Here is a 26645-nt window from a genome sequence, read left to right on the forward strand (position 1 = left end):
AGGTTTTGGGGAGGGTATCCGTGCCACAGCCCCGGTGTGCCGTGCCGTGGGGCGCGACACACCGGGGCTGGTGCATGAGGGCAGCCGCCATCGGAGTGGGTGTAACCGGGCGGGCAGATGGAGATGGGCGGCTTATTCGGCAGCGGCTTCCTGGGCTTCGGCCTTGCTGCGGGTTTCCTTGCGGGCGGGGCTGATGTCGAGCTTGACCTTTTCGGTCTGACCGCCCTTGCCATCGTCCACGTTTTCGAGGTCGATGACCACGCGCCCGCCATCGGCCAGTTGCCCGAACAGCAGTTCGTCGGCCAGCGACTTGCGCAGGGTGTCCTGAATCAGGCGTTGCATGGGGCGCGCGCCCATCAGCGGATCGAAGCCCTTGCGCGAGAGGTACTGGCGCAGTGCGTCGGTGAAGCTGACTTCGACCTTCTTCTCGGCCAGTTGGCTTTCGAGTTGCAGCAGGAACTTGTCCACCACGCGCAGGATGATCTGCTCGTCCAGTGGCCGGAAGCTGACGATGGCATCGAGCCGGTTGCGGAACTCGGGCGTGAACATGCGCTTGATGTCGGCCATCTCGTCACCGGCCTGGCGGGCATTGGTGAAGCCGATGGTCGATTTGTTCAGGGCTTCGGCTCCCGCATTGGTGGTCATGATGATGATGACGTTGCGGAAGTCGGCCTTGCGCCCGTTGTTGTCGGTGAGCGTGCCGTGGTCCATGACTTGCAGCAGGATGTTGAAGATGGCCGGGTGGGCCTTCTCGATTTCATCCAGCAGCAGCACGGCATGGGGCTTCTTGGTGATCTGCTCGGTGAGCAGGCCGCCCTGGTCGAAGCCGACATAGCCGGGAGGCGCGCCGATGAGGCGGCTGACGGCATGGGCTTCCATGTATTCCGACATGTCGAAGCGGATCAGCTCGATGCCCATGATGTAGGCCAGTTGCCGTGCCGCTTCGGTCTTGCCCACGCCGGTGGGGCCGGAGAACAGGAACGAGCCGATGGGTTTGTCGGGCTTGCCCAGGCCGGAGCGGGCCATCTTGATGGCACTGGCCAGGGCTTCGAGGGCGGCATCCTGCCCGAACACCACGCTCTTGAGGTCGCGCTCCAGCGTCTTGAGCTTGCTGCGGTCGTCCTGCGAGACGGCGGCGGGCGGAATGCGGGCGATCTTGGCGACGATGTCCTCGATGTCGCTCTTGCTGATGGTTTTCTTGCGCTTGGACGCGGCAGCAATGCGCTGGGCGGCCCCGGCTTCGTCGATCACGTCAATCGCCTTGTCGGGCAACTGGCGGTCGTTGATGTAGCGTGCCGAGAGTTCGGCAGCGGCTTGCAGGGCACTGGCGGCGTACTTGACGTGGTGGTGATCCTCGAAGCGCGATTTCAGCCCTTTGAGGATGTCCACGGTTTCGGCCACGGTGGGTTCGACCACGTCGATTTTCTGGAAGCGGCGCGAGAGGGCCGAATCCTTCTCGAAGATGCCCCGGTACTCGGTGAAGGTGGTGGCCCCGATGCAGCGCAGTTGCCCGTTGGAGAGGGCAGGCTTGAGCAGGTTGGAGGCATCCAGCGTGCCGCCGGAAGCCGCACCTGCACCGATGAGGGTGTGGATTTCGTCGATGAACAGGATGGCCTCGGGCTTGTCGCGCAGGTTCTTCAGCACGCCCTTGAGCCGTTGCTCGAAGTCGCCCCGGTATTTGGTGCCTGCCAGCAGCGCGCCCATGTCCAGCGAATAGACGACGGCATTTTCCAGCACTTCGGGCACATCGCCCTGGGTGATGCGCCATGCCAGCCCTTCGGCAATGGCGGTCTTGCCCACGCCCGCTTCGCCCACCAGCAGCGGGTTGTTCTTGCGGCGGCGGCACAGCACCTGAATGGTGCGCTCTACCTCGGCCTGGCGGCCAATCAGCGGGTCGATGCGCCCCTGGCTGGCGGCCTGGTTGAGGTTGTTGGTGTACTGCTCCAGCGGCGAGGCTTTTTCATTGCGCTCTGCGCCGGGTTGCTGCGCACCTTCGTCGGCTTCGGAGGCGGCCTCGCTGGAGCCGCCCTTGTCGCTGGCCTCGCCCTTGCGGATGCCGTGGGCGATGAAGTTCACCACATCCAGCCGGGTGATGCCCTGCTGGTGCAGGAAATAGACGGCGTGCGAATCCTTCTCGCCGAAGATGGCCACCAGCACGTTCGCGCCGACGACTTCCTTCTTGCTGTTGCCGGTGGACTGCACGTGCATGATGGCGCGCTGGATGACGCGCTGGAAGCCCAGCGTGGGCTGGGTGTCCACCTCGGCCTCGCCGGCCACCTGGGGCATGTTGTCCTTGATGAAGCCGGTCAGGGCCGCGCGCAGTTCATCCATGTTGGCATTGCAGGCACGCAGGACTTCGGTTGCGCTGGGGTTGTCGAGCAGGGCGAGCAGCAGGTGCTCGACGGTGATGAATTCGTGTCGTTGCTGGCGAGCCTCTACGAAGGCCATGTGCAAGCTGACTTCCAGTTCCTGGGCAATCATGTGATGAACTCCTTGTGCTTGCTGATAAAAAGAAAAGCGGGGTGTTGGGAGGGTAGATGCGGCCTGTGCGTCACGGTTTCAATGCAGGCCACAGCAATCTTTGTGCCCATTCTGCCGAAAACTGCGGAGGCCGGGGAAAAGCCATGCCGTATTCCATGCCATTGGCCTGCCGTTGCATGTCATCGTTCGGGTGGGTGGGCATATATCGTCACTCCTGTGCCGGTTCGGCCACGCATTGCAGCGGATGCCCGGCCTGGGCGGCGGCATCCATGACCAGCGCGACCTTGGTGTGGGCGATGTCGCGGGTGTACACGCCGCAGACCCCGCGCCCTTCCATGTGCACCTTCTGCATGATCATGTTGGCGGTGTGTTCATCCTTGTTGAAGAAGCTTTGCAGCACATCGACCACGAATTCCATCGGGGTGTAGTCGTCGTTGAGCATGACGACCTGGTACATCGGTGGAGGCGGGGATTTCTGGAGCTTGCGCTCCAGTACCACGGCTGCCTCGTCCGCATGCCTGGGATGGATGGCAGGGGGAGTGCGGGGGGCTTTGGGCGGAAGGGATGCTGCGAGGTGAACCATGTTTCAAGCTGTGCCCGGCGTGAGCAGGCGACAAGGGAAGGCGGGAGGAGGGCCATTGGCCCCGTTTCCGAGCGAATTCGGATGAAATCCATTCTAGCAAGCATTTGCCCCGCATTCAGGCCCTTGGGAAGGGCTGTCTGATGACACGCCCTTGGGCTTACCAGGGTCGCCGCAGGCGTTTTTTCAGGGACTGGGCCGGTTTTTTGCGGGATGGGGTGCGTGTGCGCGGTGCAGCCAATGGCGCGGGGGAAGTGGCATCGAAGCTGAATTCGGCCAGCAGGGGCAGGTGGTCGGACATGCGCCGCCAGATTCTGCCGCGTGGCACGAACATGCCGCGCGGAGTGAGGCCACGCACGAAGATGCGATCCAGTTGCACCACTGGCAGCACCGATGGGTAGGTGAAAAAACGCCCCTGCTCAAATTCCCGAAATCCACTGGTGCGCAGGAGCGCGCTGGTCTGCTCGCCCCAGTCGTTGAAGTCCCCGGCCACCACCACGGCGGCATCGGCGGGCACTTCGTCGCGCACGAACTCGTGAATCATCTCCACCTGCCGGATGCGGCTGATGTGAATCAGCCCCAGATGCACGACCAGTACATGCACGGGGCTGCCGCCGACGTTCAGCTCCACATGCAGAATGCCGCGCTGCTCCAGCCGGTGGTCGGAGATGTCGCGCTGCTGCGAATGCACCACGGGCCAGCGCGAGAGCAGGGCATTGCCATGCTCGCCGTGGCGCGTGACCGCATTCGTGTGGTACACGGCCTCATAGCCTTCGGGTGCGAGAAAGTCCGCCTGCGGAATGCTGGGCCAGTCGGCAAAGCGCAGTTGTTCGCGCAGATTCATCTTGCGCACTTCCTGAAGGCAGACGATGTCGGCATCGAGCTGTTCGATGGCCAACCCCAGATTGCCGATCTCCAGCCGGCTCATGCGCCACAGTCCCTGCACACCCTTGTGGATGTTGTAGGTGGCAATGCGCAGCACCTCGGGGCGCAGGGCATCTTCGGCCACGGTGGCATTCATCGGGGGAGAAAGCGGGTCGGACAGGACGGGGTGCATGACTGGCAGTGTACTGTGCGATGCCGCATGGCACATGGCAGAAGCGTGACCGCCGCTAAAATCAGGGCGTGTGCGGCTTTTTTGCATCGGGTTCTGCCCGTCACTTTCCAACACCATGAAACAGATCAAAGGTTCCCAGATTCTGACCCTGACGGGTTTGCGCTTCGATGCCAATCTCGGCATCCTCAGCCACGAACGCAGCGCGCCGCAGCCGATTCAGGTCGATGCCGAACTGCACCAGGGCACCCAGCCGCTGCTGCCCAGCGACGACGATATCCACAGCGTACTGGACTACCGCAAGGTGCGCCAGATCATCATCGACGAATGCACGGTCGAGCACATCAACCTGCTGGAGACCCTGATTGGCCGCGTCTCGCACCGGCTGATGCAATTGCCGGGCGTGCTGGGCGTGCGCGTGAAGATTGCCAAGCTGGAGATTTTCGACGACTGCGAGGTGGCCATTCGCATGGAAACCGGGCAGTGGTAAAAACTCCCCTGATGTATCAGGCCGACCGGGTTTGCGGCAGAAACAGGCTTTGCAGGTTGCTGAGGAAGTCGAAGCCGCGTGTGGTGGGCTGGATGTGGCCATCTGGATGCCGCTCCAGCATCTGTAGCGACAGGGCGCGATCCAGACCGGACTGGATGCTCGACAGGGGCAGGCCGGTGCGGGACTGGAAGTCCTGAAGCTGGAAGCCGTCTTTCAGGCGCAGTGCGTTGAGCATGTATTCAAAGGGCAGGTCGGCGCGGGCAATGTCGTGCTCCTGGGCGATGGCCTGCTGCTGGCGGGCGGCCTGCATATAGCGTTGCGGGTCGCGCACGCGCACCTGGCGCACGATGCGGTGGGCAAAGCTGAGTTTGCTGTGCGCACCCGCGCCAATGCCCAGATAGTCGCCGAATTCCCAATAGTTGCGGTTGTGCAGGCACTGGTGGCCGGGCTGGGCGTAGGCAGACACTTCGTAGCGTTGCAGGCCCTGCTGGCCGGTGGCCTCGGTGATGTGGTCGAGCATGGCGTAGGCGGTGTCTTCGTCGGGCGTGGGCGGCGGGTATTTGGCGAAGTAGGTGTTCGGCTCGATGGTCAGGTGGTAGATGGACAGGTGCGGCGGCTGGCAGGCCAGTGCGGTGGCGACTTCGCCTGCCAGCATTTCCGGGGTCTGGCCGGGCAGGGCGTACATCAGGTCGAGGTTGAAGGTCTCGAAGGACTCGCTGGCTTCGTGGACGGCGGCCCGTGCCTGTTCGGCATTGTGGATGCGGCCGATTTTTTCCAGCAGCTTGTCGTCGAAGCTCTGCACGCCGATGGACAGGCGCGTGACCCCGGCCTGACGGTAGGCGGCGAAGCGGTCGGTCTCGAATGTGCCGGGGTTGGCTTCGAGTGTGATTTCACAGCCGGGCATCAGCCGCAGGCGTGCGCGCACGCTGGCGATGAGCTGATCGACCTGTTCGGCAGACAGCAGGCTGGGGGTGCCGCCGCCCAGGAAGATGCTGACGACACTGCGCCCCCACACCAGCGGCAGGGCCGCATCCAGGTCGGCCTCCAGGGCTTGCAGGTATTCGGCCATGCGTGCCTGGCTTTGCGCCAGCGGCTGCCCCAGCGTGTGGGAGTTGAAGTCGCAGTACGGGCATTTGCGGATGCACCAGGGCAGGTGGATGTACAGGCTCAGCGGCGGCAGTTCGGTCAGTTGCAGCAGGCCAGGGCGCATGTAGTGCCGGATGTCCACGATGGAGGGCATGGTCGGAATGTGGGGTAGGTGGGAGGGACTGGCATTGTACGGAAAGGATGCCCGGCAAGGTCAGGGACGGTCTGCAAAACCCGTTGCGCGGCCTGCATCCCGCTGGCTGTGCTCACTGTGCGTTCACTGCGGCAGGCCGTCGTGCAGGGCGTGGTAGATTTGCTCGGCCAGTTTGCCGGAGATGCCTTCCACGCTGGCAAGGTCGGCCACGCTGGCCTGGGCCACGCCGCGCACGCCGCCAAAGCGTTGCAGCAGCCGGGCGCGGCGTTTCGCACCAATGCCGGGAATGTCTTCCAGGCTGCTGCTGCGGGTGCGCACGCTGGCGCGGCGGGCACGCATGCCGGTGATGGCGAAGCGGTGGGCTTCGTCGCGGATCTGCGCCACCAGCATCAGGGCGGCAGAGTCGGGTGGCAGGCTGATCTTGGGTCGGCCATCGGCGAAGACCAGTTCTTCCAGCCCTACCTTGCGGCCTTCGCCTTTTTCCACGCCGACGATGCGGCCAATGTCCAGCCCCAGTTCGGCAAAGACTTCCCGTGCCATGCCGACCTGCCCGCGTCCGCCGTCGATCAGCACCAGATCGGGGAAGGTATCGCTGGCATGGGGTGTGCCATCCGTCGGCTGGTGCAGGGTTTCGGCCAGCCTGCTGTAGCGGCGCAGCAGCACCTGGCGCATGGCGGCGTAGTCGTCGCCGGGGGTGATGTCGCTGATGTTGTAGCGGCGGTACTGGCTGTTCTGCATCTGGTGCTGCTGATAGACCACGCAGGAGGCCTGGGTGGCTTCCCCGGCGGTGTGCGAGATGTCGAAGCATTCCACGCGCCAGTCGTGCAGGGCGGCATCGTCCAGCGGCAGTTGCAGCACGTCGGTGAGGGCGCGGGTGCGTGCCTGTTGCGAGCCTTCCTCGGCCAGCAGCCGCTGGAGTTGCCAGCGGGCATTCTGCTGGGCCATGTCCAGCCAGTTGCGCCGCTTGCCGCGTGGCTGGTGGATGGCGTGCAGCGATACGCCGTGCTGCTGGCCCAGCAGGCGCAGCAGGCCCTTGTCCACCGGGACGCTGGTGATGATGACGGGCGCGGGCGGATAGCTCAGGTAGTGCTGGGCGATGAAGGCTTCCAGCACCTGTTGAGCGGCACTGCGGGCCGCAGCGGCGGCATCGGTGTCGCCGTCGCTGGTTTCGGTGCGGTCGCTTTCGGTCTCTGCCTCTGTCTGTGGCAGCTCGAACTGGGTGGCCGCTTCGATCTGGCTGGGGAAGTAGGCGCGGTCTCCCAGATGGCGGCCACCGCGCACCATGGCAAGGTTCACGCAGGCCTTGCCGCCCTGGAGCTGCACGGCGAGGATGTCCACGTTCTGGTCTTCGGGCGTTTCGATGGCCTGCTGGTGCAGCACCTGGGCGAGGGAGGCGATCTTGTCGCGCACCTGGGCGGCAAGTTCATACTCCATTTTTTCCGCGTGTTCCATCATGCGCGCTTCGAGCTGGCGCAACAGGGTGTCGGTCTGGCCGCGCAGCAGCGATTCGGCGGCCTGCACATCGGCGGCGTAATCGGCTTCGCTGATGTGTCCGACGCAGGGGGCGGTGCAGCGTTTGATCTGGTAGAGCAGGCAAGGCCGGGTGCGGTGGTTGAACACGGTGTCTTCGCAGGTGCGCAACAGAAAGACTTTTTGCAGCAGTTCGATGGTCTGCTTGACCGCCCAGCCATTGGGGTAGGGGCCGAAGTAATGGTGGCGGGTGTCGGTCGCGCCCCGGTAGTAGCTGATGCGCGGGTACTGGCTGGCCGTGCCGGACTGGCTGCTGTGGCGTGCGGAGGTGCGGGCGGAGATTTTCAGGTAAGGGTAGCTTTTGTCGTCCCGGAACAGGATGTTGTACTTGGGGTGCAGGGTCTTGATGAGGTTGTTTTCCAGCAGCAGGGCCTCGGCCTCGGAGCGCACCACGGTGGTTTCGAGCCGGCTGATTTTCGAGACCATGTGGCCGATGCGCGTGCCGCCGTGGTCGCGCTGGAAGTAGCTGGAGACGCGCCGCTTCAGGTGGTTGGCCTTGCCGACGTACAGCAGTTGCCCGCTGGCATCAAAGTAACGGTACACGCCCGGCAACGCGGGCAGGGCGGCCACCTGTTGCAGCAGCGCGGGGTCGTGGGCGGCAGGGCGGTTCGGGTCGGATGCGGGTGGGGGCATGGCATGGGATTGTGCCGCATACGGCGAATCGGGGACGGCATGTGCAGGGCATGGCTCATGGATGGCTGTCGGGATGCTGCGTCATATGGCTGCCATGCGCGTGCCACAGTGCTGTCATGCCATCGCGGCATGGTGCGGTGTTGGTGCTTCCATATTGCAGTGCAACAAAAAGAATCCCTTGACATCCTCCCCTCCCTAAAGACAGGGGATTCCCGCTTCACAGAACCGTGCCCATGCCTCAAAAAGCCACAGGACTTACCGCTTCTCCACGGGCTGACACCGCCAGTCCGGCGGCCAGTACGTTGCGCGCAGCGTTCACGTCCCGGTCGTGGTGTTCTCCACATTCCGGGCACGTCCACTGCCGCACATTCAAAGGCATCTTTGGCATGGTGTATCCGCAGTCCGAGCAACGCTTTGACGAGGGATACCACTGGTCGATTCCTACCAGTTCACGGCCATACCAGTGGGCCTTGTATTCCAGTTGCCGCACGAAATCCGACCAGCCTGCATCGGCAATGGATTTCGAGAGATGGCGGTTTTTCTGCATGTTCGAGACAGACAGGCTTTCCACGGCGATCACTTGGTTTTCGTTTATCAGCCGGGTGGAAAGCTTGTGCAGGAAATCCTTGCGCGAGTCTGCGATCTTGGCGTGCAGTCTGGCGACTTTGAGCTTGGCTTTTCTTCGTCGGTTCGATCCTTTGGTTTTCCTGGCAAGACGGCGTTGCAGCTTTGCTAGCTTCGCCTGGTTCTTGCGGAACGTATTCGGTGCAGCGACTTTCTCGCCGGTGGAGAGGATGGCGAAGTGAGTCAGGCCCAGATCAATACCTACCTTGCCGGATGCTTCAGGCTTCGCAGCCACGGCATCGTCACACAGCAGGCTGACGAAGTATCGGCCTGCCGTGTCTTTGGAAACGGTGACGGTGGTGACCTTGGCGGCCTTGGGAATCGGGCGCGACCAGCGAATGTCCAGCGGAGCATCCATCTTCGCCAGCTTCAAGGCCGAGCCGTCCCAGCGAAATGCGCTGGTGGTGTATTCGGCAGACTGCTTTCCGTCCTTGCGTTTGAACTGCGGATAGCGGGCGCGTCTGGCGAAGAAGTGGCCAAAGGCGGTTTGCAGATGGCGCAAGGCCTGCTGCACCGGGACGCTGGAAACCTCGTTGAGCCATTCATATTCCGGCTGCTTTTTCAGGGCAGTCAGGGCCGCAGACGTGGCGTGGTAACCGACACGCTCTTGCCGTTGCATCCACGCATCGGTGCGCAAGCGCAACATGTGGTTGTAGGCAAAGCGCGCGCAGCCGAACGTGCGAGCAAGGATTTGTTCTTGCTCGGGCGACGGGTAGAACCGGAATCGGTAGGCGCGTTTGATGTCCACTCGCGCATTATTCACTTGAAAGATAGCAAATTTCAGAAAGGAAGCGAGAGAGGGGCACTCTGCGAGTGCCGCGCTATCCCTGCCCGCCGTGAACGACGGGGTTTCTCGCGCTATCTGATGACCAGTACCCTCGATCTTGTGTACATCAATGCCGGTGGCGGGCACCGTGCCTCTGCCCTGGCACTGGAGGCGATCGCGCTGGAGCAGCGACGGCCCTGGAACATTCGCTTGGTGAACCTGTTCGAGGTGCTCGATCCGGCCCACCGCTTCGAGTCCCTGACCGGCTTCAAGCCGGAAGACATGTACAACAAGCGATTGGCGCGGGGCTGGACGCGCAGCATGGGGCAGGAGCTGAAGGTCTTGCAGCAATTGATCCGCCTGAGCCACCCGCGTCTGGTGCAACGCCTGTGTGCGCATTGGCAGGACAGCCCGGCGGACATGGTGGTATCGCTGATTCCCAATTTCAACCGCGCCATGCTGGAGGGCCTGCGCCGCAGTGGCTCGCAGGCCCCTTATGTGACGGTGATGACGGATTTGGCCGATCTGGCACGCGGGCATTTCTGGATCGAAGCGGCCCAGGCAGGCAATCCGCAGCATCTGGTCTGTGGCACCGACAGGGCCGTGCAGCAGGCTCTGGCACTGGGGCATGGAGCCGATTATGTGCATGCCACCTCGGGCATGCTGGTGCGCCCGGAATTCTATGGCCACTCTGTGCGCGAGCGGGAGCCATTGATGCGCCATTACGGCCTGGACCCGCAGCGGCCCACCGGGCTGGTGCTGTTCGGGGGGCATGGTTCGCGGGCCATGCTGGACGTTGCCCGCAAGCTGCCCGAGGTGCAATTGATTCTGCTGTGCGGCCACAATCAGGCTCTGGCAGAAGCCTTGCGCAAACTGCCCGCCCAGGCTCCCCGGCTGGTACAGGGATTCACCAGCGATGTCCCCGGCTTCATGCGGATGGCGGATTTCTTCATTGGCAAGCCGGGGCCGGGCAGCATCAGCGAGGCCCTGTGCAGTGGCCTGCCCGTGATGGTGCTGCATGGCAGCAATACCATGCCGCAGGAACGCTACAACGTGCAATGGGTGGTGGAGCAGGGCGTGGGCCTGGTCTGCAAGGGACAGCGGGGCATTGCCACGGCGGTGCAGGCCATGCTGGCGCAGTTGCCCGTTTTGCGCCAGCGGGTGGCGGCGATGAACAACCGCGCCCTGTTTGAAGTGCCCCAGATACTCGCGCAGATTCTGCAACAGGCGCGGCCAGTTCCAGCCCCAGCCCATGCGCAGGCTGCGGTCGAGTGGGTGGATACCGCGCTGCATTGACGGGCCGCACTTTCCAGCAGAGTTTTGCAGACCTCCCCTGGCGGTGGGATAATTCATCCCATCATGACCATTACTCTCAAAACCGAAGCAGACTTGCCTGGCCTGCGCGAGGCCTGCCGCAAGGCTTCCGAAGTGCTGGATTTTCTGACACCGCACATTCAGCCCGGCATCTCCACCCTGGAAATCGATCAGCTCGCCGCCCAGTGCATGCAGCAACTGGGCGTGCGTTCGGCCACGCTGGGCTACAGCCCCGGGCCGGAATATCCGCCCTATCCCGGCTCGGTCTGTACCTCGCCCAACCATGTGGTCTGCCACGGCATTCCCAGCAGCAAGCCCCTGAAAAAGGGTGACATCCTGAACGTGGATGTCACCGTCATCACTCCCGAAGGTTGGTATGGCGACAACAGCCGCATGTTCGAGGTGGGTGAAGCCTCGATTGCGGCGCACCGTCTGTGCCGCCTGACCTTTGAAGCCATGTGGATCGGCATCGTGCAGGTCAAGCCCGGCAAGACGCTGGGAGACGTGGGCCACGCCATCCAGAAATTCGCCGAAGGCCACGGCCTCTCGGTGGTGCGGGAGTTCTGCGGCCACGGCATCGGCCGCAACTTCCACGAAGACCCGCAGGTGCTGCATTACGGTCGCCCCGGCACGATGGAAGTGCTGGAGCCGGGCATGGTGTTCACCATCGAACCCATGCTCAACCTGGGTCGCAAGGAGATCAAGTCTCATGGGCGCGATGGCTGGACCATCGTTACCAAGGACCATAGCCTGACGGCGCAATGGGAGCACCAGCTCATTGTCACCCCCACGGGCTACGAGGTGCTGACGCTCTCGGCTGGCTCGCCCGCATTGCCCGATTTCGTCACGGCCACCAAGACCTGAGAACCTGATCCACCATGACCGCGCAGTCTGTTGCCTTCTCGTCGCACGAGCCACTTGCCACCCTGCGCGAAGCCTATCGCCAATCCAAGAAAGACACCATCGCCCCTTTGATGGAAGGGCTGGTGACGCGCAGACGCATTCCCGCCTTGCTGGGCAGGCTGGCTTCCCATGCCGATGCCCTGCTGCTGGCCCTGTGGCGCAAGGCTGGATTGCCCGATGGGTTCTGCCTGGTGGCGGTGGGCGGCTTTGGCCGCAAGGCACTGTTTCCCGCTTCCGACGTGGACGTGCTGCTGCTGATTCCCGGCCCGACCGCCCTGGCCGACGATGACCCATTGCGCCCCCGCATCGAGACGTTCGTCAGCAGTTGCTGGGATGTGGGCCTGGAAATCGGCTTCAGCGTCCGCACCGTGGCCGAATCGCTGCACGATGCCGCTGCCGATGTCACGGTGCAGACGGCCATGCTGGAAGCCCGCCCGGTCTGCGGTGACGCTGCCTTGTTTGCCGGTTTTCGCCAACGGTTTCTGGAGCAGATCGATCCGTTGAGTTTTCTGCATGCCAAGACCTTGGAGATGCGCCAGCGGCACAGCCGCTACGAAAACACCCCGTACGCACTGGAGCCTAACTGCAAGGAATCTCCGGGCGGGCTGCGCGATCTGCAAATGATTCTCTGGGTGGCGCAGGCCGCCGGGCTGGGCGGCACCTGGAACGAACTGGCCGCCAACGGCATCGCCACCGAGCTGGAAGCCGCCGAACTCACCCGCACCGAGGCCGATCTCAGCCTCATCCGTGCCAAGCTCCACGCCCTCACCGGGCGGCACGAAGACCGCCTCCTGTTCGATCTGCAAGCCACCGTGGCCGAGGCGTTTGGCTACAGCTCCAGCAACCCGCGCGGCAAGAAACTGCCAATGCGAGCCAGCGAACAACTGATGCGGGCCTATTACTGGTGCGCCAAGGCCGTCAGCCAGCTCAGCCAGATTCTGTTGCTCAACATTGCCGAACGGCTCCAGCCCAGCGTGCACCGGCTGCGCCCCCTCAACGACCGATTTTTCGACAAGGCGGGCATGATCGAGGTGGCTACCGACGACCTGTACGAGCGCAATCCCCACGCCATTCTGGAAACCTTTCTGCTCTATGAAACCCAGGTGGGCCTGAAAGGCTTGTCGGCACGCACGCTGCGCGCCCTCTACAACTCGCGCGATGTGATGGATGGGGCCTTTCGGCGCGACCCGGAAAACCGCCACCTGTTCATGCAGATCATGCAGCAGCCCGCAGGCATTACCCACGCGCTGCGTCTGATGAACAACACCTCGGTGCTGGGGCGGTATCTGTGGCCGTTTCGCCAGATCGTCGGGCAGATGCAGCACGACCTGTTCCATGTGTACACCGTCGATCAGCACATCCTGATGGTGGTGCGCAATATGCGCCGCTTCTTCATGCCCGAACACGCGCACGAATACCCGTTCTGCTCGCATCTGGCCGCTGGTTGGGAGCAGCCCTGGATTCTCTATGTGGCCGCGCTGTTCCACGACATTGGCAAGGGCCGGGGAGGCGACCATTCCGACATTGGCGCGCACGAAATGCAGAAGTTCTGCCGCCAGCATGGCATCGGCCCGGAAGACACCGACCTGCTGGTGTTCCTGGTGCGCGAACACCTGCGCATGAGCCAGGTGGCGCAGAAACAGGACTTGAGCGATCCCGACGTGATCGGGGAGTTCGGCCGCTGTGTTGGCAACGAACGCTACCTCACCGGCCTGTATTTGCTCACTGTGGCCGATATCCGTGGCACCAGTCCCAAGGTCTGGAACGCCTGGAAGGGCAAGCTGCTGGAAGACCTGTACCGCGCCACCGCCCTGATGCTGGGGGGCATTGCGCCCGACCCCGATGCCGAGATCGAAATGCGCAAGCGAGAAGCCAAAGTGCTGCTGGCACTGGAGAACATTCAGGCCGATGATCTGGCGCGATTCTGGAGCGGGCTGAACCTGAGCTACTTCATGCGCCACAGTGCCGATGAAGTGGCTTGGCATGCCCGCCATGTGCTGCTACCGCCGGTGCAGCCGGACAGCCCGCTGGTGCGCGCCCGCAAGTCCGTGGTGGGCGAAGGCATCCAGATCTTTATTTACACCCCCGATCGCACCGACCTGTTCGCCCGCATTTGCAGCTACTTCGATCAGGCCGAATACGAAATCCTGGATGCGCGCATCCACACCACCGGGCAGGGCCACGCGCTGGATACCTTCCAGATTCTGCTCGAATTCAGCACCGAAACGCCCGAGCAGACCGCCCAGCATCTGGAGTATGGACTGGCCCACTATCTGGCCAGGGAAGCACCGCTGCCCCAGCCCAGTTCCCGCCGGGTGTCGCGCCGCGTCAAGAACTTTCCGGTGCCCACCCGCATCCAGTTGGAGCCGGACGACAAGGCACAGAACTGGCTGCTGAACATCTCCGTCTCCGACCGGCCAGGCCTGCTGTACTCGATTGCCTGGACGCTGGCGCAGTTTCACCTCAGCATCCTGCTGGCCAAGATCACCACGCTGGGTGAGCGCGCGGAAGACAGCTTCCTGATCGAAGGCGATGCCCTGCGCGACCATCAGTTGCAACTGGAGTTCGAGCGCGAACTGTTGCGCCGCTGCGCACCTCCGCTCTGAGGTCCGCGCGGGATTTACCCAAACTTTACCCACGCGAAAACACCGCATGATCTGCCTGCGGCATATTCGCCGTGGCCATTTCTGGAAAATGGCGACTTCGATGTGAACGGCCCAATGCCATGACAAGCAAGATTTTGATGATTGAGGACGATACGCGTCTGGCCGGCATGGTGACGCAATACCTGGGGCAGTCGGGCTTCACCGTCTGGCACCAGCCCGATGCGGCCAGCGGGCTGGCCGCCCTGGGAGCCGTGCCGGGCATGGTGCAACAGGGCATGTCCGCGCTGGCCGGCCCCGCCGTGCCAGCCATTCCTGCCATGCCCGATCTGGTCGTGCTGGACCTGATGCTGCCCGACATGGATGGCCTGGATGTCTGCCGCCGCATTCGCGCGCTGCCCGATGCACGCGGCCAGCTTCCGGTGCTCATGCTCACGGCCAAGGGCGACCCGATGGACCGTGTCATCGGGCTGGAGCTGGGGGCCGACGATTACCTGCCCAAGCCCTTCGAGCCACGCGAATTGCTGGCACGCATACGCGCCATTCTGCGCCGCCAGCCGGGCACCTCGGCCCTGTCGCCACCGCTGCTGCCCACTGCCGATGCCATGCGCTTTGGATCGCTGGAGATCGACCGCAGTGCCCGCACCGTCACCGTCGCCGGGGAAGTGGCGGAACTGACCTCCTACCAGTTCGACTTGCTGGTGGCACTGGCCGAACGGGCCGGGCGGGTGCTGACCCGCGACCAGATCATGGAAGTGGTGCGCGGGCGGGAGCTGGAAGCGTTTGACCGCTCCATCGACGTGCACATGGGGCGCATTCGCGCAGCCATCGAAACCGACCTCAAGAAGCCCCGCCGCATCCTCACGGTGCGCGGCGTGGGCTATGTGTTTGCCAAACAGCAGGACTAGCAGGACGGATGGCCGCTGCCTGCCCAAGAGAACCGAACCCCGCATGGCCTGGATGAACAACCCCTTTTCCAAACGCATGTACCTGCGCATCTGGCTGGCGGTGGTGGGCTGCGTGGCCGTGCTGCTGCTGGTCATCGGCTGGGCCTGGCAGGTGGCCGAACACTACAACACCCAGCAGGAAGCCGCCCAGGTGGTGCAGGGCCGCGATCTGGCCATGCTGTCTGCCGACGGCCAGCAGGTTTTGCACCGGGGACAGGCCCTGCCGCAGTCCACACCGGAGCCGGGATTTCGCCTGCGCTGGGTACAGGAGAACGGGCAGGAGTACCTGCTGCACTTCAGCCCCCGCAGCAGCGAACGCGAGCGACCCCCGCGCCCGCCGCACGATGGGCTGGCTTTCTGGATTCGCCCGCCTTTTGGCTTCCTCTGGCTGCTGGGCGTGGTAGGGCTGGCCGTCATCGTCGGGGTGTTTCCCGTCATCCGCCACCTGATGAAGCGGCTGGAAATGCTGCGCCAGGGCGTACAGCAGTTTGGCGAGGGCGATCTGGGAACCCGCATTGCCGAGAAGGGCACGGACGAAGTGGCGGAACTCTCGCGCCAGTTCAACCGCGCTGCCGAGCGCATCGAAACCCTGGTCAATTCCCACAAAACCCTGCTCGCCAATGCCTCGCACGAATTGCGCTCCCCACTGGCGCGCATCCGCATGGGGCTGGAACTGAGCGGAACGGCCCAGACGCAGACGGGCGTGAGCGGTTTGGCTGAAATCCAGCGCAATATCGCCGAACTCGACCAGTTGATCGACGAAATCCTGCTGGCCAGCCGCCTTGACCTGACCGAGCACCGCCCCGAAACCCTGGAGCCTGTCGATGTGCTGGGGCTGGCAGCCGAAGAAGCCGCCCGCATCGGCGCGGAACTGGACGTGCTCACCCCGGTGGCGGGCACCGATGTCTATGGCGATGCCAAGCTGCTGCGCCGGGCCATTCGCAACCTGCTGGAAAACGCCCGCCGCTACAGCCAGGGCGGGATCGAACTGGTGCTGCAAAGCGACCCCACGGCCATCGTGATGCGCATCATGGATCGCGGGCCGGGTGTGCCCGAAGCCCACAAGGAGCGCATTTTCGAGCCGTTCTACCGCGCCCCCGGAGCCAGCGAACGCTCGGGCGGCGTGGGGCTGGGCCTGTCGCTGGTGCGCACCATCGCCCAACGCCACCACGGCCAGGTGCACTGCGAAGACCGACCCGGCGGAGGAGCTGTGTTTGTGCTGACTCTGCCGCCAGCCCGTGGGGTGGATGTTGCACGGGATTGAATCGTTTTGGATCGTTCCTATGCTCCTGCGTAGGAACGCCTTCCCCGCCGCTCCAGCGGCATGCCGGGGTACAGACGCTGGAGCGTCCCGATACCGTTCCTACGCAGGAGCGTAGGAACGATCTAAACGATCCAAAGTATCTCTACCGCCCCAGCACTGGCGCAATTGCCTCGCCGGTGAAGCTGGCCTTTTTCACCACGTCTTCCGGTGTGCCGGCAGCGACGATCTGGCCGCCGTTGCGGCCGCCATCGGGGCCGAGGTCGATGATCCAGTCGGCTTCGGCGATCACGTCCAGGTCGTGTTCGATGACGATGACGCTGTGGCCGCCATCGACCAGGCGGTGCAGCACATGGATGAGTTTTTCCACATCGGCCATGTGCAGGCCGACGGTGGGTTCGTCCAGCACATAGAGGGTGTGCGGGGGGCGGTTGCCGCGCCGGGTGATGTCGTCGCGCACCTTGGTCAGTTCCGTCACCAGCTTGATGCGCTGCGCTTCGCCGCCCGACAGCGTGGGGCTGGGCTGGCCCAGCGTCAGGTAGCCCAGCCCTACGTCCTGCAACAGTTGCAGCGGGTGGGCAATGGTGGGCATGGACGCAAAGAATGCCACGGCCTCATCGACTTCCATCTGCAAAATGTCGCCAATGCTTTGGCCACGCCACGTCACCGAGAGGGTTTCGGGGTTGAAGCGTGCGCCGTGGCAGACCTCGCACGGTTCCTTCACATCGGGCAGGAAGTTCATTTCGATGGTGCGCATGCCCTGGCCTTCGCAGGCGGGGCAGCGGCCGTCGCCGGTGTTGAACGAGAAGCGGCTGGCCGTGTAGCCGCGTGCCTTGGCTTCCAGCGTGTCGGCAAAGAGCTTGCGCACGGTGTCCCAGAAGCCGATGTAGGTGGCCGGGCAACTGCGCGGGGTTTTGCCGATGGGGGTTTGATCGACTTCCAGCACGCGGGCAATCGGTTCGCAGCCTTGCAGGTCTTGCAGGTGCTGCAAGTGGGGTTGCACTCCGGTGGATGCCAGCGTCTCCCGTCCCGCCTGGGTGGCCTGCAAGGCGACGATGCGGGCGACGTTGGCCAGCAGCACATCGCGCGCCAGCGTGGATTTGCCCGAGCCGGACACGCCGGTAATGGCCACCAGTCGTCCCAGTGGAACCCAGGCCTGCACTTTGTGCAGGTTGTGCAGCGTGGCTCCGCGCAGGCGCAGGGCGGCTTGATCGGCCTGCACCGGGCGGCGTGCCTGCAAAGGGTGGCGCATGGGCTGGCGCAGGTACTGGCCGGTGATGGAGTCGGGGTGTTGCGCCACGTCTGTCGGGCGGCCCTGGGCGACGATCTGGCCGCCGCGCACACCCGCGCCGGGGCCGACGTCGATGAGGTGGTCGGCACGGCGGATGGTGTCTTCGTCGTGCTCCACGACCACGAGGGTGTTGCCCTTGTCGCTGAGGGTTTGCAGCGCGTCCAGCAGGATGCGGTTGTCGCGTGCGTGCAGGCCGATGGTGGGTTCGTCCAGCACATAGCACACGCCTTGCAGGTTGCTGCCCAGTTGCGCGGCCAGGCGAATGCGCTGCGCCTCGCCGCCGGAGAGGGTGGGCGCGCCGCGATCCAGCGTCAGGTAGCCCAGGCCGACCTGTTCCAGAAATTGCAGGCGCGAGCGGATTTCGGGCAGCAGATCGCGGGCAATCGCGGCTTCACGCCCCTGCAATTGCAGCGCGTCAAACCAGAGGCGCAGATCACCGACACTGCGCTGTGCCAGCTCGGTGATGGCCGTGCCGTGAAAGTACACGGCGCGGGCGGTGGCGTTCAGGCGCGTGCCGTGGCAACTGGGGCAGGGGGTGTGGCCCACGCCATCGGCATCGGGTTCGTCGAAGGCGCGTTCGCGCCCATGCGCATCTTTCTGCGGCAGGGAATCGTCGAGTGCCTTGCGCTGCTCCCGCGTGAGCACCACGCCCGTGCCCACGCAGTCGGGGCACCAGCCGTGGGAGCTGTTGTAGGAGAACAGGCGCGGATCCAGCTCGGGGTAGGACGTGCTGCATACCGGACAGGCGCGCAGGGTGGAATGGGTTTCCACCACGCCAATGGCGGCGGTGGACTGGCCGTCGCGCAGGGCTTCGGACAAGCCATCCAGATGGCTGATGACCTGCACGATACCCTTGCCGTGGTGCAGGGCCTGGGTCAGTTGTTCGCGCAGCAGGCTCTCGTGTTCCGGGCCGATGTCGAGGCTGAAGATGGGCAACTGAATGTGGTGTTCACGGTAGCGGTCGAGTTTGGGGAACGGGTCGGTGGGCACGAAGTGGCCATCGACGCGCAGGTGGCTGTGGCCGTGCTGGCGTGCCCAGGTCGCCAGTTCCGTGTAGATGCCCTTGCGCCCCGACACCAGCGGAGCCAGCAGGCCAATGTGCTGGCCGGCATGGTGGCGCAGAATGTGCGCGACGATGGCATCGGGCGATTGCGGCCGCACCGGAGTGCCGTCGTGGATGCAGTGCTGCACGCCCAGCTTGACGTAGAGCAGGCGCAGGTAGTGCCAGATTTCCGTGGCCGTGCCGACGGTGCTTTTGCGTCCACCGCGTGAGAGCCGCTGCTCGATGGCAACGGTGGGCGGGATGCCGTGGACGGCATCGACATCGGGGCGGCTGGCGGGCTGCACGATGCTGCGGGCGTAGGCATTGAGCGATTCGAGGTAACGCCGCTGGCCTTCGGCAAACAGGATGTCGAAGGCCAGCGTGGATTTGCCGGAGCCGGACACACCGGTGATGACGTTGAATTGCCCGCGCGGAATGTGCACGCTGAGGTTCTTCAGGTTGTGCTCGCGGGCGTGGATGATGTCGATGCAGGCGTTGGGGCTGGGGCTGACCGCGTAGTGGCGTGTGGCTTCGGCGGCGTGCAGCGGCGTTGCCAGGGCGTGCGCGTAGTCGCGCAATGCGGCAGCGGTGTGCGAGCTGGGGTGCTCGCTGAGTTGCCGGGGTGTGCCTTCGGCCACCAGCCTGCCACCCGCATCGCCCGCATCGGGGCCGAGGTCGATGAGCCAGTCGGCCGCGCGCATCACGTCCAGATTGTGTTCGATGAGGATGATGGAGTGGCCCACGTCCAGCAGTTGGCGCATTGCCTGCATCAGCTTGGCAATGTCGTCGAAATGCAGCCCGGTGGTGGGTTCATCGAACAGGAACAGCGTGCCCTTGCGTGCAATGGGTTGGCGGCTTTTGCTGGCAGTTCTGGCGGCATCGGCCAGAAAGCCCGCCAGTTTCAGGCGTTGTGCCTCGCCGCCGGAGAGGGTGGGCACGGGCTGGCCCAGCCGGATGTATTCCAGCCCGACATCGGCAATCGGTTGCAGCGCGCGCACCACTTCGGCATCGTCGGCAAAGACCTGCACGGCCTGTGCCACGGTCAGCTCCAGCACATCGGCCACGCGGTAGCCCTGTCCCCGGCGATCGATGCGCACTTCCAGCACTTCGGGGCGGTAGCGACTGCCGTGGCATTCCGGGCAGCGCAGATAAACGTCGGAGAGAAACTGCATCTCCACATGCTCGAAGCCACTGCCGCCGCACACCGGGCAGCGTCCGTCACCGCTGTTGAAGCTGAACTTGGCAGTGCTGTAGCCGCGCTGCTGTGCCAGCGGAGCCTTCGCAAACAGCTTGCGCACCGCATCCCACGCGCCCACATAGCTGGCCGGATTGGAGCGGGCGGTCTTGCCGATGGGCGATTGATCGACGAACACCGCCCCCGAGAGCTGCTCTGCACCGATGAGGGCGCGGTGCGCGCCGGGCGTGTCGCTGGCCTGCCCGAAGTGGCGCAGCAGGGCCGGGGCGAGAATATCCTGCAACAGTGTGGACTTGCCGGAGCCGGACACCCCCGTGACCACCACCAGCCGTTGCAGCGGAAAATCCACGCTGAGGTCTTGCAGGTTGTGCGCGCGCGCGCCTTCCAGCCGCAGCCGGGGCGTGTGCGCATCCACCGGGCGATGGCCGCCATCGGGAATGTGCTTGCGCCCACCCAGGTAGTCGCCGGTGAGCGTGTGGCTCTGGCGCAGGGCGGCGGGGGAGCCGTCGAACACGATCTGCCCGCCGCCTGCACCTGGCTCTGGCCCCATGTCGATGATGCGGTCGGCGGCCAGCATCACGGCCGGGTCGTGTTCCACCACCACCAGCGTGTTGCCTGCGTCGCGCAGGCGCAGCATGGCCTGGTTGATGCGCTGCATGTCGCGCGGGTGCAGGCCGATGCTGGGTTCATCCAGCACGAACAGGGTATTGACCAGCGAGGTGCCCAGCGCGGTGGTGAGGTTGATGCGCTGCACTTCGCCGCCGGAGAGCGTGCGGCTTTGCCGGTCCAGTGTCAGGTAGCCAATGCCCACTTCATTCAGAAAACGCAGACGGGTGCGGATCTCATGGAGCAGCATCTGGGTGGCCTGTGCCTCGGCACTGCGGTCATCGTCTGGCGGTTGCAGCGTATCGACGAAGCGTGCCAGTCGCGACAGCGGCAGGCCCATCAGGTCGTGCAGGCACAGGCCGGGCAGGCTCTCGCGCTGGGCCTCACTCCATGCCACGCCTTCGGGCTGGAAGCGCGGCTGGCCCTGCAAGGCGGCATCGGCAGCGGCATGGCTGCCCACACGCCACAGCAGGCTTTCGGTTTGCAGGCGTGCGCCACGGCAACTGGGGCAGGTCGTGTAACTGCGGTATTTGGAAAGCAGCACGCGAATGTGCATTTTGTAAGCCTTGCTCTCCAGGTACTCGAAGAAGCGGGCAATGCCATACCACTGGCGGTTCCAGTGGCCATCGCGGTAGTCGGCCTCACCGTGCAGCACCCAGTGCTGTTGCGCGGCGGTGAGCTGGCTCCACGCCGTGTCGCAGGGAATCTTCCAGGTGGCGGCATGGCGCAGCAGATCGTCCTGCACTTCCTTCCAGGCAGGAGTCTGGATGGCCTTGATGGCACCGTCGCGCAGGCTCAGCCGTGCATCGGGAATCACCAGCCCCCAATCGACCCCGATGACGCGGCCAAAGCCCCGGCACGTCGGGCAGGCCCCTGCCGGCGAATTGAAGGAAAAGCGCGAGGGCGTGGCCTCGTGGTAGCGCAGGCCGCTCTGCGGGCAATGCAGCCCTTGCGAGAAGTGCAGCACTTCGGCCTCTGCCGGGGGCGAATCAGCCGCCCCCTGCACATGCACGGATAGACGGCCATTGCCGCGCCGAAAGGCCACTTCCAGGGCTTCGATCACGCGGGTGCGGTCGGTGTGCAGGCGGCTGGCGCGCAGGCGGTCGGCCACCACGTCCAGTACCTTGCGTGTGGTGGGCACGCTGGCCTTGGCCTTGCCGCTGGATTTTTTGCTGGTACTGTTGGCAGAAGTTGCGGTGGGTGTAGGTGCGTCCACCGTCACCAGGCGTTCGGCCTGAATGCGTGTGAAGCCACTGGCCGACAGCCATTGCTGCATCTGCTCGTCGCTGGTGTGGGCGGGCAGCTCCACGGCAAAGGTGATGACGAGGCGGGCATCCTGACCGGTGGCCTCGCAGGCATCGAAACGCTGCGCCAGCGCGTCGAACACGCTTTGCGGGGTATCGTGCTGCACGGGCAGGGCGGTGTCGCGGTCGAACAGCCGGGCGGTGCGGGCGAACAGCAGCTTGAAGTGATCGTTCAGCTCCGTCATCGTGCCCACCGTGGAGCGGGACGTGCGCACCGGATTGGTCTGGTCGATGGCAATCGCAGGCGGCACGCCTTCGATGTGATCCACCGCAGGCCGGTCCATGCGATCCAGAAACTGCCGCGCATAGGCGGAAAAGGTCTCTACATACCGCCGCTGGCCTTCGGCATACAGCGTATCGAACACCAGCGAAGACTTGCCACTGCCGCTGGGGCCGGTGACCACCGTCAGTTCCCCGGTGCGGATGTCCACGTCCAGATTCTTCAGATTGTGCTGGCGCGCGCCACGGATGCGGATGGTGTTGCCAGGGGCTGGCGGCTTGGATGGGGAAGGCATGGCAGGTCGTGGATGGAATTCTGGAAAGAGCCAAGGGATTGTAGGCATTTTGCCCAAAGCCTTCAGTTCCCTTTCCCGTACGGTCATGCCGCTGTGCGCGAGCAGCACCACAAGCGGGCATGGCGGGGTGGCAGGGTTTGATGCAGCATTACCGTTATCCATTTTTTGGATAGTCGATATTCTTTTTTGAATGGAACTTATCTTTTGATTTATCTTAGACTTGCAGCGGCTTTGGCTGCCGTGTATCCGGTGGAGCAAAGTCTTTGTCATCTGTCAGTAGCCACACTCGGACTCTTTCGGGAACAGCCAGGACTGCATCGCTGATCTGCGTGCGCAAAGCCCATGGGCTGGAGCAGCAACAGCATTGGTTGAGCCCGCTTTTGGAGTGAGTCCAGCAATGAAGAGAACGCTACTTTTTTCCGCAGTGCTGATGGCATGCGCCAGTTATGCACAAGACCATGCGCAGGGCACGGAGCCTGGCGATGGCATCCACCGGCTTGAAACGGTCACCGTGACCGGCGAAGGCATGGCCGAAGCCAGCACCGAGTACGTGGATTCCTACCGCGCCGAGGCGACTTCGGCCAGTACCAAGATTTCCACTTCGCTGCGGGAGATACCGCAATCCGTCACCGTCATCACGCAGGAGCGCATCAAGGATCAGAACCTGCGTACTGCGCAGGAGTATTTCCAGTGGATTCCGGGTATGGGCAATGTGCTCAACCAGGAGGGCTTTGTCAATTTGCGCGGCTTTTCGGCGCAGACCACCGTCAATGGTGTGCCCACGGGAGGGCTGGTGGGGCGAACACACGCCGATATTTCCGCATTCGACCGCATCGAGGTCATCAAGGGCCCGTCTGGATTGATGACCGGCAATGGCTCGCCTGGCGGCAGCATCAACTACCAGTTCAAGAAACCCACCGCACAGTTCAGGGCCGAAGGCACACTGGCTGCGGGCAGTGACAGCGCGCTCAACACCGGCCTGGACGTGGGCGGCAAGCTTCTGCCCTCCGGGGTGCTGCGTGGCCGTGCCGTACTGTTCAAGGATCAGCGGGATGAGTATGTCAATGTGGAAGAGCGCGACCGAACCTCCATTTATGGCGTGCTGGAGGCCGATCTCACGCCTGGCACGATCGCCTCGCTTGGCTTCTGGCGGCAGGAAAACACCGCGAAACAGAGTTTCCGGCAGGGCCTGCCTGCATACACCGATGGTGGCTTGCTGTGGGATGTGGATCCGCGAACATCCATGACCCAGGATTGGGCCGACTTCAGGTTCAAGGCCACATGGTGGCTGGCCGATGTGGAGCATTACTTCAATGACGAATGGAGCATGAAGCTGTCCTACCGCGATGGCGAGACCGGCCATCCCGCTTATTATTCCGCGCCGGGTGCATCGCGCGGTGGCAGCGGCTGTGGGGCCAATGCCTCTTTCTCCGGCATTGATCGCAACAATCCTGCTTCTGCGGTGCGCTGTTTCACGACCGAGTTCTGGACCGATGACCAGAAGCATCGCGATGTGGATGCCTTCCTTGCAGGCAAGCTCGATCTGTGGGGCCAGCGGCATGACGTGGTGGTGGGCGCGAACTGGGAACGCAACACCTTCACCCGCGTATTGGGTTCATCCTTCCCGCAGTACGATTTCCGCAACGATTATTTCAACCCGAATCCGCATGTGATCGATGCGCCGCCGATGTCTGGCACGCCGACATCCAGCAGCAGCGTCACGCGCAAGCGCGGAATTTACACACGCGCTACCGTGCGCATCAATGACTGGCTCAAGGTGCCAGTGGGTGGACGCTGGAGCTGGGTCACCAACTCGGACGGCTCACATCCCGCCAGAGCCGAATTCACCCCCTACCTCGGCCTGGTGGCAGACATCAACCGCCACTGGACGGTGTATGGCAGCTACACCGAAACGTTCAACCCCAGCACGGCCCGCTCCTGGGTGGCTGAAGGCCATTCAGGCAATCTGCTGCCGCACCAGTTCGGCGAGCAGTTCGAGCTTGGCGTCAAGACCTTCTGGTTCGACAACCGTTTGACGGCAACGGCCGCAGTGTACGAATTGACGCTGGAGAACACATCGCGGGCAGACCCCGATCACACTGGTTTTTCCCTGCCTACGGGTGAGCAACGCACGCGCGGTGTCGAATTCGACGTGCATGGGCAGGTGCGCCCCAACTGGTCGGTCGGTACGGCGTATGCCTATGCAGATGCGAAATACGTCAGTGCCGATGTCGGTCAGGGCCAGCGCGTGGCCAATGCGCCCACGCATTCGGCCAACCTGTACACGAACTACCGATTCAGCGATCAAGGCCGCCTGCGCGGCCTGAGCATGGGCGGCGGCGTGCGTTATGCCGGAAAAATATATGGCAGTCTGCCGGGCGGTCGCAGTGGCCCCGGCCCGCGTCTGGAGGCTCCGGGCCACACTACTGCCCACTTGCGCGCTGGCTACCGCATCAACCGCCATACTGAACTGAGCGTGAACGTCGATAACGTCTTCGACAAAACCTACTGGCAGGAACTGGGTGGCCTGACCGGCCAGAACTTCTATGGCATAGGCCGTACCTGGATGGCTACCTTGCGCGTCAATTACTGAGCATTTCTGCCCCGCGCCCCGCTGGGCGGGAGTCTGCACATCACATTCAAGAATCCAAGGAGAGACACACCATGAAAGCATTCAACGCATTGAGGCATCCTCTGGCCGCCCTGAGTCTGGCCGTGGGTGCGGCAACACTGGCACTGCCACTGGCAGCACAGACACGGGCCAGCGATGCCCCACCTGTTGCCGCTGCGACTGCCAGCCGCACCTTTCACCATGCGCAGGGCCAGACCACCATCGCTGCTGTGCCGCAGCGCATTGCGGTACTGGATCTGGCTGCACTGGACATCCTCGACGGTTTGGGTGTCGAAGTCGCTGGTGTGCCCACACTGGAGGCGCAATACTGGCCGGACTATCTGAAAAAATACAGTACCAGCCAGTTCACGCCTGTGGGCGATCTGTTTCAACCCGATCTGGAGGCATTGAAGAAACTCCAGCCTGATCTGGTCATTCTGGGGGGCCGTTCTGCCAGCAAGTTCCAGGAAGTCAGTGCAATTGCGCCAACCATCGACCTGTCCAGCGGCAGTACCGCATTTGTGCCCACGGTGGCGCAGAACATCCTGCTGCTCGGGCGCATCCTGAACCGCGAGCCACAGGCCAGCGAGCGGGCCGAGAGCCTGCTGCGCCAGGTGCGTGAACTGCATGCTCCAGCGCGAGCCTGACTGGCTGTTCGTGATCGACCGCAGTGCCGCATTCGGTGAACGAGCCAATGCTGCGGCGGTATTGCAGGCCAGTGCGGCCATCACGGGCAGTCAGGCGTGGCAGCGCAAGCAGGTGCTGCACTTCGATGGGCGCGAGTGGTATCTGGCTGGTGGAAGCCCGAGCGCGGTGGAGCGCGCGATTCGCCAGTTCAGCCAGGCACTGGATGCCGTGGAGCTGAAGTAGGCACAGTGGCTGGCGGTACTCACACCGCCAGCAACCGGCGCACTTCCTCGCTGCCCATGTCGGCGTGGGTGCCCTGGGTGACCACTTCGCCCCGGTTGAGTACCACGAAGCGGTCGGCCAGTTCGTGGGCGAAGTCGAAATACTGTTCGCACAGCAGGATGGCGATATTGCCCCGCGCCTTGAGCATCTGGATGACGCGGCCGATGTCCTTGATGATGGAGGGCTGAATGCCTTCGGTGGGTTCGTCCAGGATGATGAGGCGGGGTTCGGCAACCAGGGCGCGGGCAATGGCCAGTTGCTGTTGCTGCCCGCCGGAGAGATCGCCGCCGCGCCGCGCCAGCATGGTCTTGAGCACCGGAAAGAGTTCATGGACTTCTTCCTTGATGTGCCGTGCCTTGCTGGCCGGAAAGCGGGCCATGCCCATCAGGATGTTTTCTTCCACGGTGAGCCGCGCGAAGATGTCGCGCCCCTGTGGCACATAGGCGATGCCCAGCGCGGCACGCTGGTGGGGCGGCAGTTTCGAGATGTCCACGCCATCGAAGTGGATGTGGCCGCTGGCGACGGGCAGAACGCCGGTGAGGCATCGGAGCAGTGTGGTCTTGCCCACGCCGTTGCGCCCCAGCAGGGCCATGCACTCGCCGCTTTGCACGTTCATGGAGACGCGGCGCAGGGTGTGGCTGCTGCCGTAGTATTGGTCGATTTGGGTGACTTCCAGCATGGTTTTTTTGCCTGTGGTTGGGTGGGTGTCAGTGTGGCCGGACGGGCAGGATTTCATTCAGAAGCCG

General features: G+C 63.8%; 17 protein-coding genes. 9 read left to right on the plus strand and 8 right to left on the minus strand.

What is annotated here, in order from left to right; genetic code table 11:
* Window positions 1-132: 132 nt before the first annotated feature.
* The 3 genes from clpA to BUE21_RS04080 form a co-directional block, all read right to left on the minus strand.
* On the minus strand, window positions 133-2481 hold the full coding sequence (gene clpA, locus BUE21_RS04070) for an ATP-dependent Clp protease ATP-binding subunit ClpA (protein WP_073354953.1): 2349 nt from the start codon (window positions 2479-2481) through the stop codon (window positions 133-135).
* Between the two features lie 208 nt (window positions 2482-2689).
* Window positions 2690-3064 (minus strand): ATP-dependent Clp protease adapter ClpS, encoded by a 375-nt coding sequence (gene clpS / locus BUE21_RS04075; protein ID WP_073354956.1) that lies wholly within the window; start codon window positions 3062-3064, stop codon window positions 2690-2692.
* A gap of 157 nt (window positions 3065-3221) precedes the next feature.
* Complete coding sequence (locus tag BUE21_RS04080) at window positions 3222-4082, minus strand: endonuclease/exonuclease/phosphatase family protein (RefSeq protein ID WP_073354957.1); 861 nt, start codon at window positions 4080-4082, stop codon at window positions 3222-3224.
* A gap of 151 nt (window positions 4083-4233) precedes the next feature.
* On the opposite strand from BUE21_RS04080, the gene BUE21_RS04085 reads away from it, so the two are divergent.
* Window positions 4234-4605 (plus strand): dihydroneopterin aldolase, encoded by a 372-nt coding sequence (locus BUE21_RS04085; RefSeq protein WP_073354960.1) that lies wholly within the window; start codon window positions 4234-4236, stop codon window positions 4603-4605.
* 16 nt (window positions 4606-4621) lie between these two features.
* On the opposite strand, the gene hemW is transcribed toward BUE21_RS04085, so the two are convergent.
* The 3 genes from hemW to tnpB all read right to left on the minus strand — a co-directional run bounded on the left by hemW (window position 4622) and on the right by tnpB (window position 9395).
* A complete protein-coding gene (gene hemW, locus BUE21_RS04090) occupies window positions 4622-5845 on the minus strand; it encodes a radical SAM family heme chaperone HemW (protein WP_073354963.1) in 1224 nt (407 codons plus the stop codon).
* A gap of 123 nt (window positions 5846-5968) precedes the next feature.
* Window positions 5969-8008, minus strand: a complete 2040-nt coding sequence (uvrC, locus tag BUE21_RS04095) for an excinuclease ABC subunit UvrC (RefSeq protein WP_073354965.1) — start codon at window positions 8006-8008, stop codon at window positions 5969-5971.
* Between the two features lie 238 nt (window positions 8009-8246).
* Entirely contained in the window at window positions 8247-9395 is a 1149-nt protein-coding gene (gene tnpB / locus BUE21_RS04100; protein WP_234971044.1) for an IS200/IS605 family element RNA-guided endonuclease TnpB, read from the minus strand.
* Window positions 9396-9497: 102 nt separating this feature from the next.
* Here tnpB and BUE21_RS04105 point away from each other — a divergent pair, with 102 nt between their 5' ends.
* The 5 genes from BUE21_RS04105 to BUE21_RS04125 all read left to right on the plus strand — a co-directional run bounded on the left by BUE21_RS04105 (window position 9498) and on the right by BUE21_RS04125 (window position 16429).
* Window positions 9498-10694, plus strand: a complete 1197-nt coding sequence (locus BUE21_RS04105) for a glycosyltransferase (protein WP_073354967.1) — start codon at window positions 9498-9500, stop codon at window positions 10692-10694.
* Window positions 10695-10757: 63 nt separating this feature from the next.
* Entirely contained in the window at window positions 10758-11576 is an 819-nt protein-coding gene (gene map / locus BUE21_RS04110) for a type I methionyl aminopeptidase (RefSeq protein ID WP_073354969.1), read from the plus strand.
* A 14-nt stretch (window positions 11577-11590) separates the two neighbouring features.
* Window positions 11591-14221 (plus strand): [protein-PII] uridylyltransferase, encoded by a 2631-nt coding sequence (locus BUE21_RS04115; RefSeq protein ID WP_073354972.1) that lies wholly within the window; start codon window positions 11591-11593, stop codon window positions 14219-14221.
* A gap of 119 nt (window positions 14222-14340) precedes the next feature.
* A complete protein-coding gene (locus BUE21_RS04120) occupies window positions 14341-15126 on the plus strand; it encodes a winged helix-turn-helix domain-containing protein (protein ID WP_073354973.1) in 786 nt (261 codons plus the stop codon).
* A 52-nt stretch (window positions 15127-15178) separates the two neighbouring features.
* Entirely contained in the window at window positions 15179-16429 is a 1251-nt protein-coding gene (locus tag BUE21_RS04125; RefSeq protein ID WP_073355136.1) for a HAMP domain-containing sensor histidine kinase, read from the plus strand.
* A 142-nt stretch (window positions 16430-16571) separates the two neighbouring features.
* Here the strand turns inward: BUE21_RS04125 and uvrA are convergent, their stop codons facing one another.
* Window positions 16572-22379, minus strand: coding sequence for an excinuclease ABC subunit UvrA (uvrA, locus tag BUE21_RS04130; protein ID WP_073354975.1), 5808 nt, complete (start codon window positions 22377-22379; stop codon window positions 16572-16574).
* A 430-nt stretch (window positions 22380-22809) separates the two neighbouring features.
* Here uvrA and BUE21_RS04135 point away from each other — a divergent pair, with 430 nt between their 5' ends.
* The 3 genes from BUE21_RS04135 (at window position 22810) to BUE21_RS04145 (ending at window position 25860) form a co-directional block, all read left to right on the plus strand.
* On the plus strand, window positions 22810-24972 hold the full coding sequence (locus BUE21_RS04135; RefSeq protein ID WP_073354976.1) for a TonB-dependent siderophore receptor: 2163 nt from the start codon (window positions 22810-22812) through the stop codon (window positions 24970-24972).
* A 71-nt stretch (window positions 24973-25043) separates the two neighbouring features.
* Window positions 25044-25637: an ABC transporter substrate-binding protein gene (locus BUE21_RS04140; RefSeq protein WP_073354978.1), complete on the plus strand. Its 594-nt coding sequence runs from the start codon at window positions 25044-25046 to the stop codon at window positions 25635-25637.
* Window positions 25618-25860 carry a substrate-binding domain-containing protein gene (locus BUE21_RS04145; protein ID WP_073354979.1) on the plus strand — a complete coding sequence of 81 codons (243 nt, stop codon included), beginning with the start codon at window positions 25618-25620 and terminating at the stop codon, window positions 25858-25860. The genes BUE21_RS04140 and BUE21_RS04145 overlap by 20 nt, the downstream gene beginning before the upstream one ends.
* Before the next feature lie 19 nt (window positions 25861-25879).
* On the opposite strand, the gene urtE is transcribed toward BUE21_RS04145, so the two are convergent.
* Window positions 25880-26578 (minus strand): urea ABC transporter ATP-binding subunit UrtE, encoded by a 699-nt coding sequence (gene urtE / locus BUE21_RS04150; protein ID WP_073355138.1) that lies wholly within the window; start codon window positions 26576-26578, stop codon window positions 25880-25882.
* Window positions 26579-26645: the final 67 nt, after the last annotated feature.

Source organism: Lampropedia hyalina DSM 16112, from assembly GCF_900129055.1.
In the GTDB taxonomy this organism is placed as follows: domain Bacteria; phylum Pseudomonadota; class Gammaproteobacteria; order Burkholderiales; family Burkholderiaceae_C; genus Lampropedia; species Lampropedia hyalina.

Coding starts and splice junctions, on each gene's coding strand:
- clpA (WP_073354953.1), bottom strand. CDS start 2,481: ATGATTGCCCAGGAACTGGAAGTCAGCTTGCACATGGCCTTCGTAGAG.
- map (WP_073354969.1), top strand. CDS start 10,758: ATGACCATTACTCTCAAAACCGAAGCAGACTTGCCTGGCCTGCGCGAG.
- hemW (WP_073354963.1), bottom strand. CDS start 5,845: ATGCCCTCCATCGTGGACATCCGGCACTACATGCGCCCTGGCCTGCTG.
- BUE21_RS04140 (WP_073354978.1), top strand. CDS start 25,044: ATGAAAGCATTCAACGCATTGAGGCATCCTCTGGCCGCCCTGAGTCTG.
- urtE (WP_073355138.1), bottom strand. CDS start 26,578: ATGCTGGAAGTCACCCAAATCGACCAATACTACGGCAGCAGCCACACC.
- BUE21_RS04085 (WP_073354960.1), top strand. CDS start 4,234: ATGAAACAGATCAAAGGTTCCCAGATTCTGACCCTGACGGGTTTGCGC.
- BUE21_RS04120 (WP_073354973.1), top strand. CDS start 14,341: ATGACAAGCAAGATTTTGATGATTGAGGACGATACGCGTCTGGCCGGC.
- uvrC (WP_073354965.1), bottom strand. CDS start 8,008: ATGCCCCCACCCGCATCCGACCCGAACCGCCCTGCCGCCCACGACCCC.
- BUE21_RS04080 (WP_073354957.1), bottom strand. CDS start 4,082: ATGAATGCCACCGTGGCCGAAGATGCCCTGCGCCCCGAGGTGCTGCGC.
- BUE21_RS04145 (WP_073354979.1), top strand. CDS start 25,618: ATGCTCCAGCGCGAGCCTGACTGGCTGTTCGTGATCGACCGCAGTGCC.
- clpS (WP_073354956.1), bottom strand. CDS start 3,064: ATGGTTCACCTCGCAGCATCCCTTCCGCCCAAAGCCCCCCGCACTCCC.
- BUE21_RS04115 (WP_073354972.1), top strand. CDS start 11,591: ATGACCGCGCAGTCTGTTGCCTTCTCGTCGCACGAGCCACTTGCCACC.
- BUE21_RS04125 (WP_073355136.1), top strand. CDS start 15,179: ATGAACAACCCCTTTTCCAAACGCATGTACCTGCGCATCTGGCTGGCG.
- BUE21_RS04135 (WP_073354976.1), top strand. CDS start 22,810: ATGGCATGCGCCAGTTATGCACAAGACCATGCGCAGGGCACGGAGCCT.
- uvrA (WP_073354975.1), bottom strand. CDS start 22,379: ATGCCTTCCCCATCCAAGCCGCCAGCCCCTGGCAACACCATCCGCATC.
- BUE21_RS04105 (WP_073354967.1), top strand. CDS start 9,498: ATGACCAGTACCCTCGATCTTGTGTACATCAATGCCGGTGGCGGGCAC.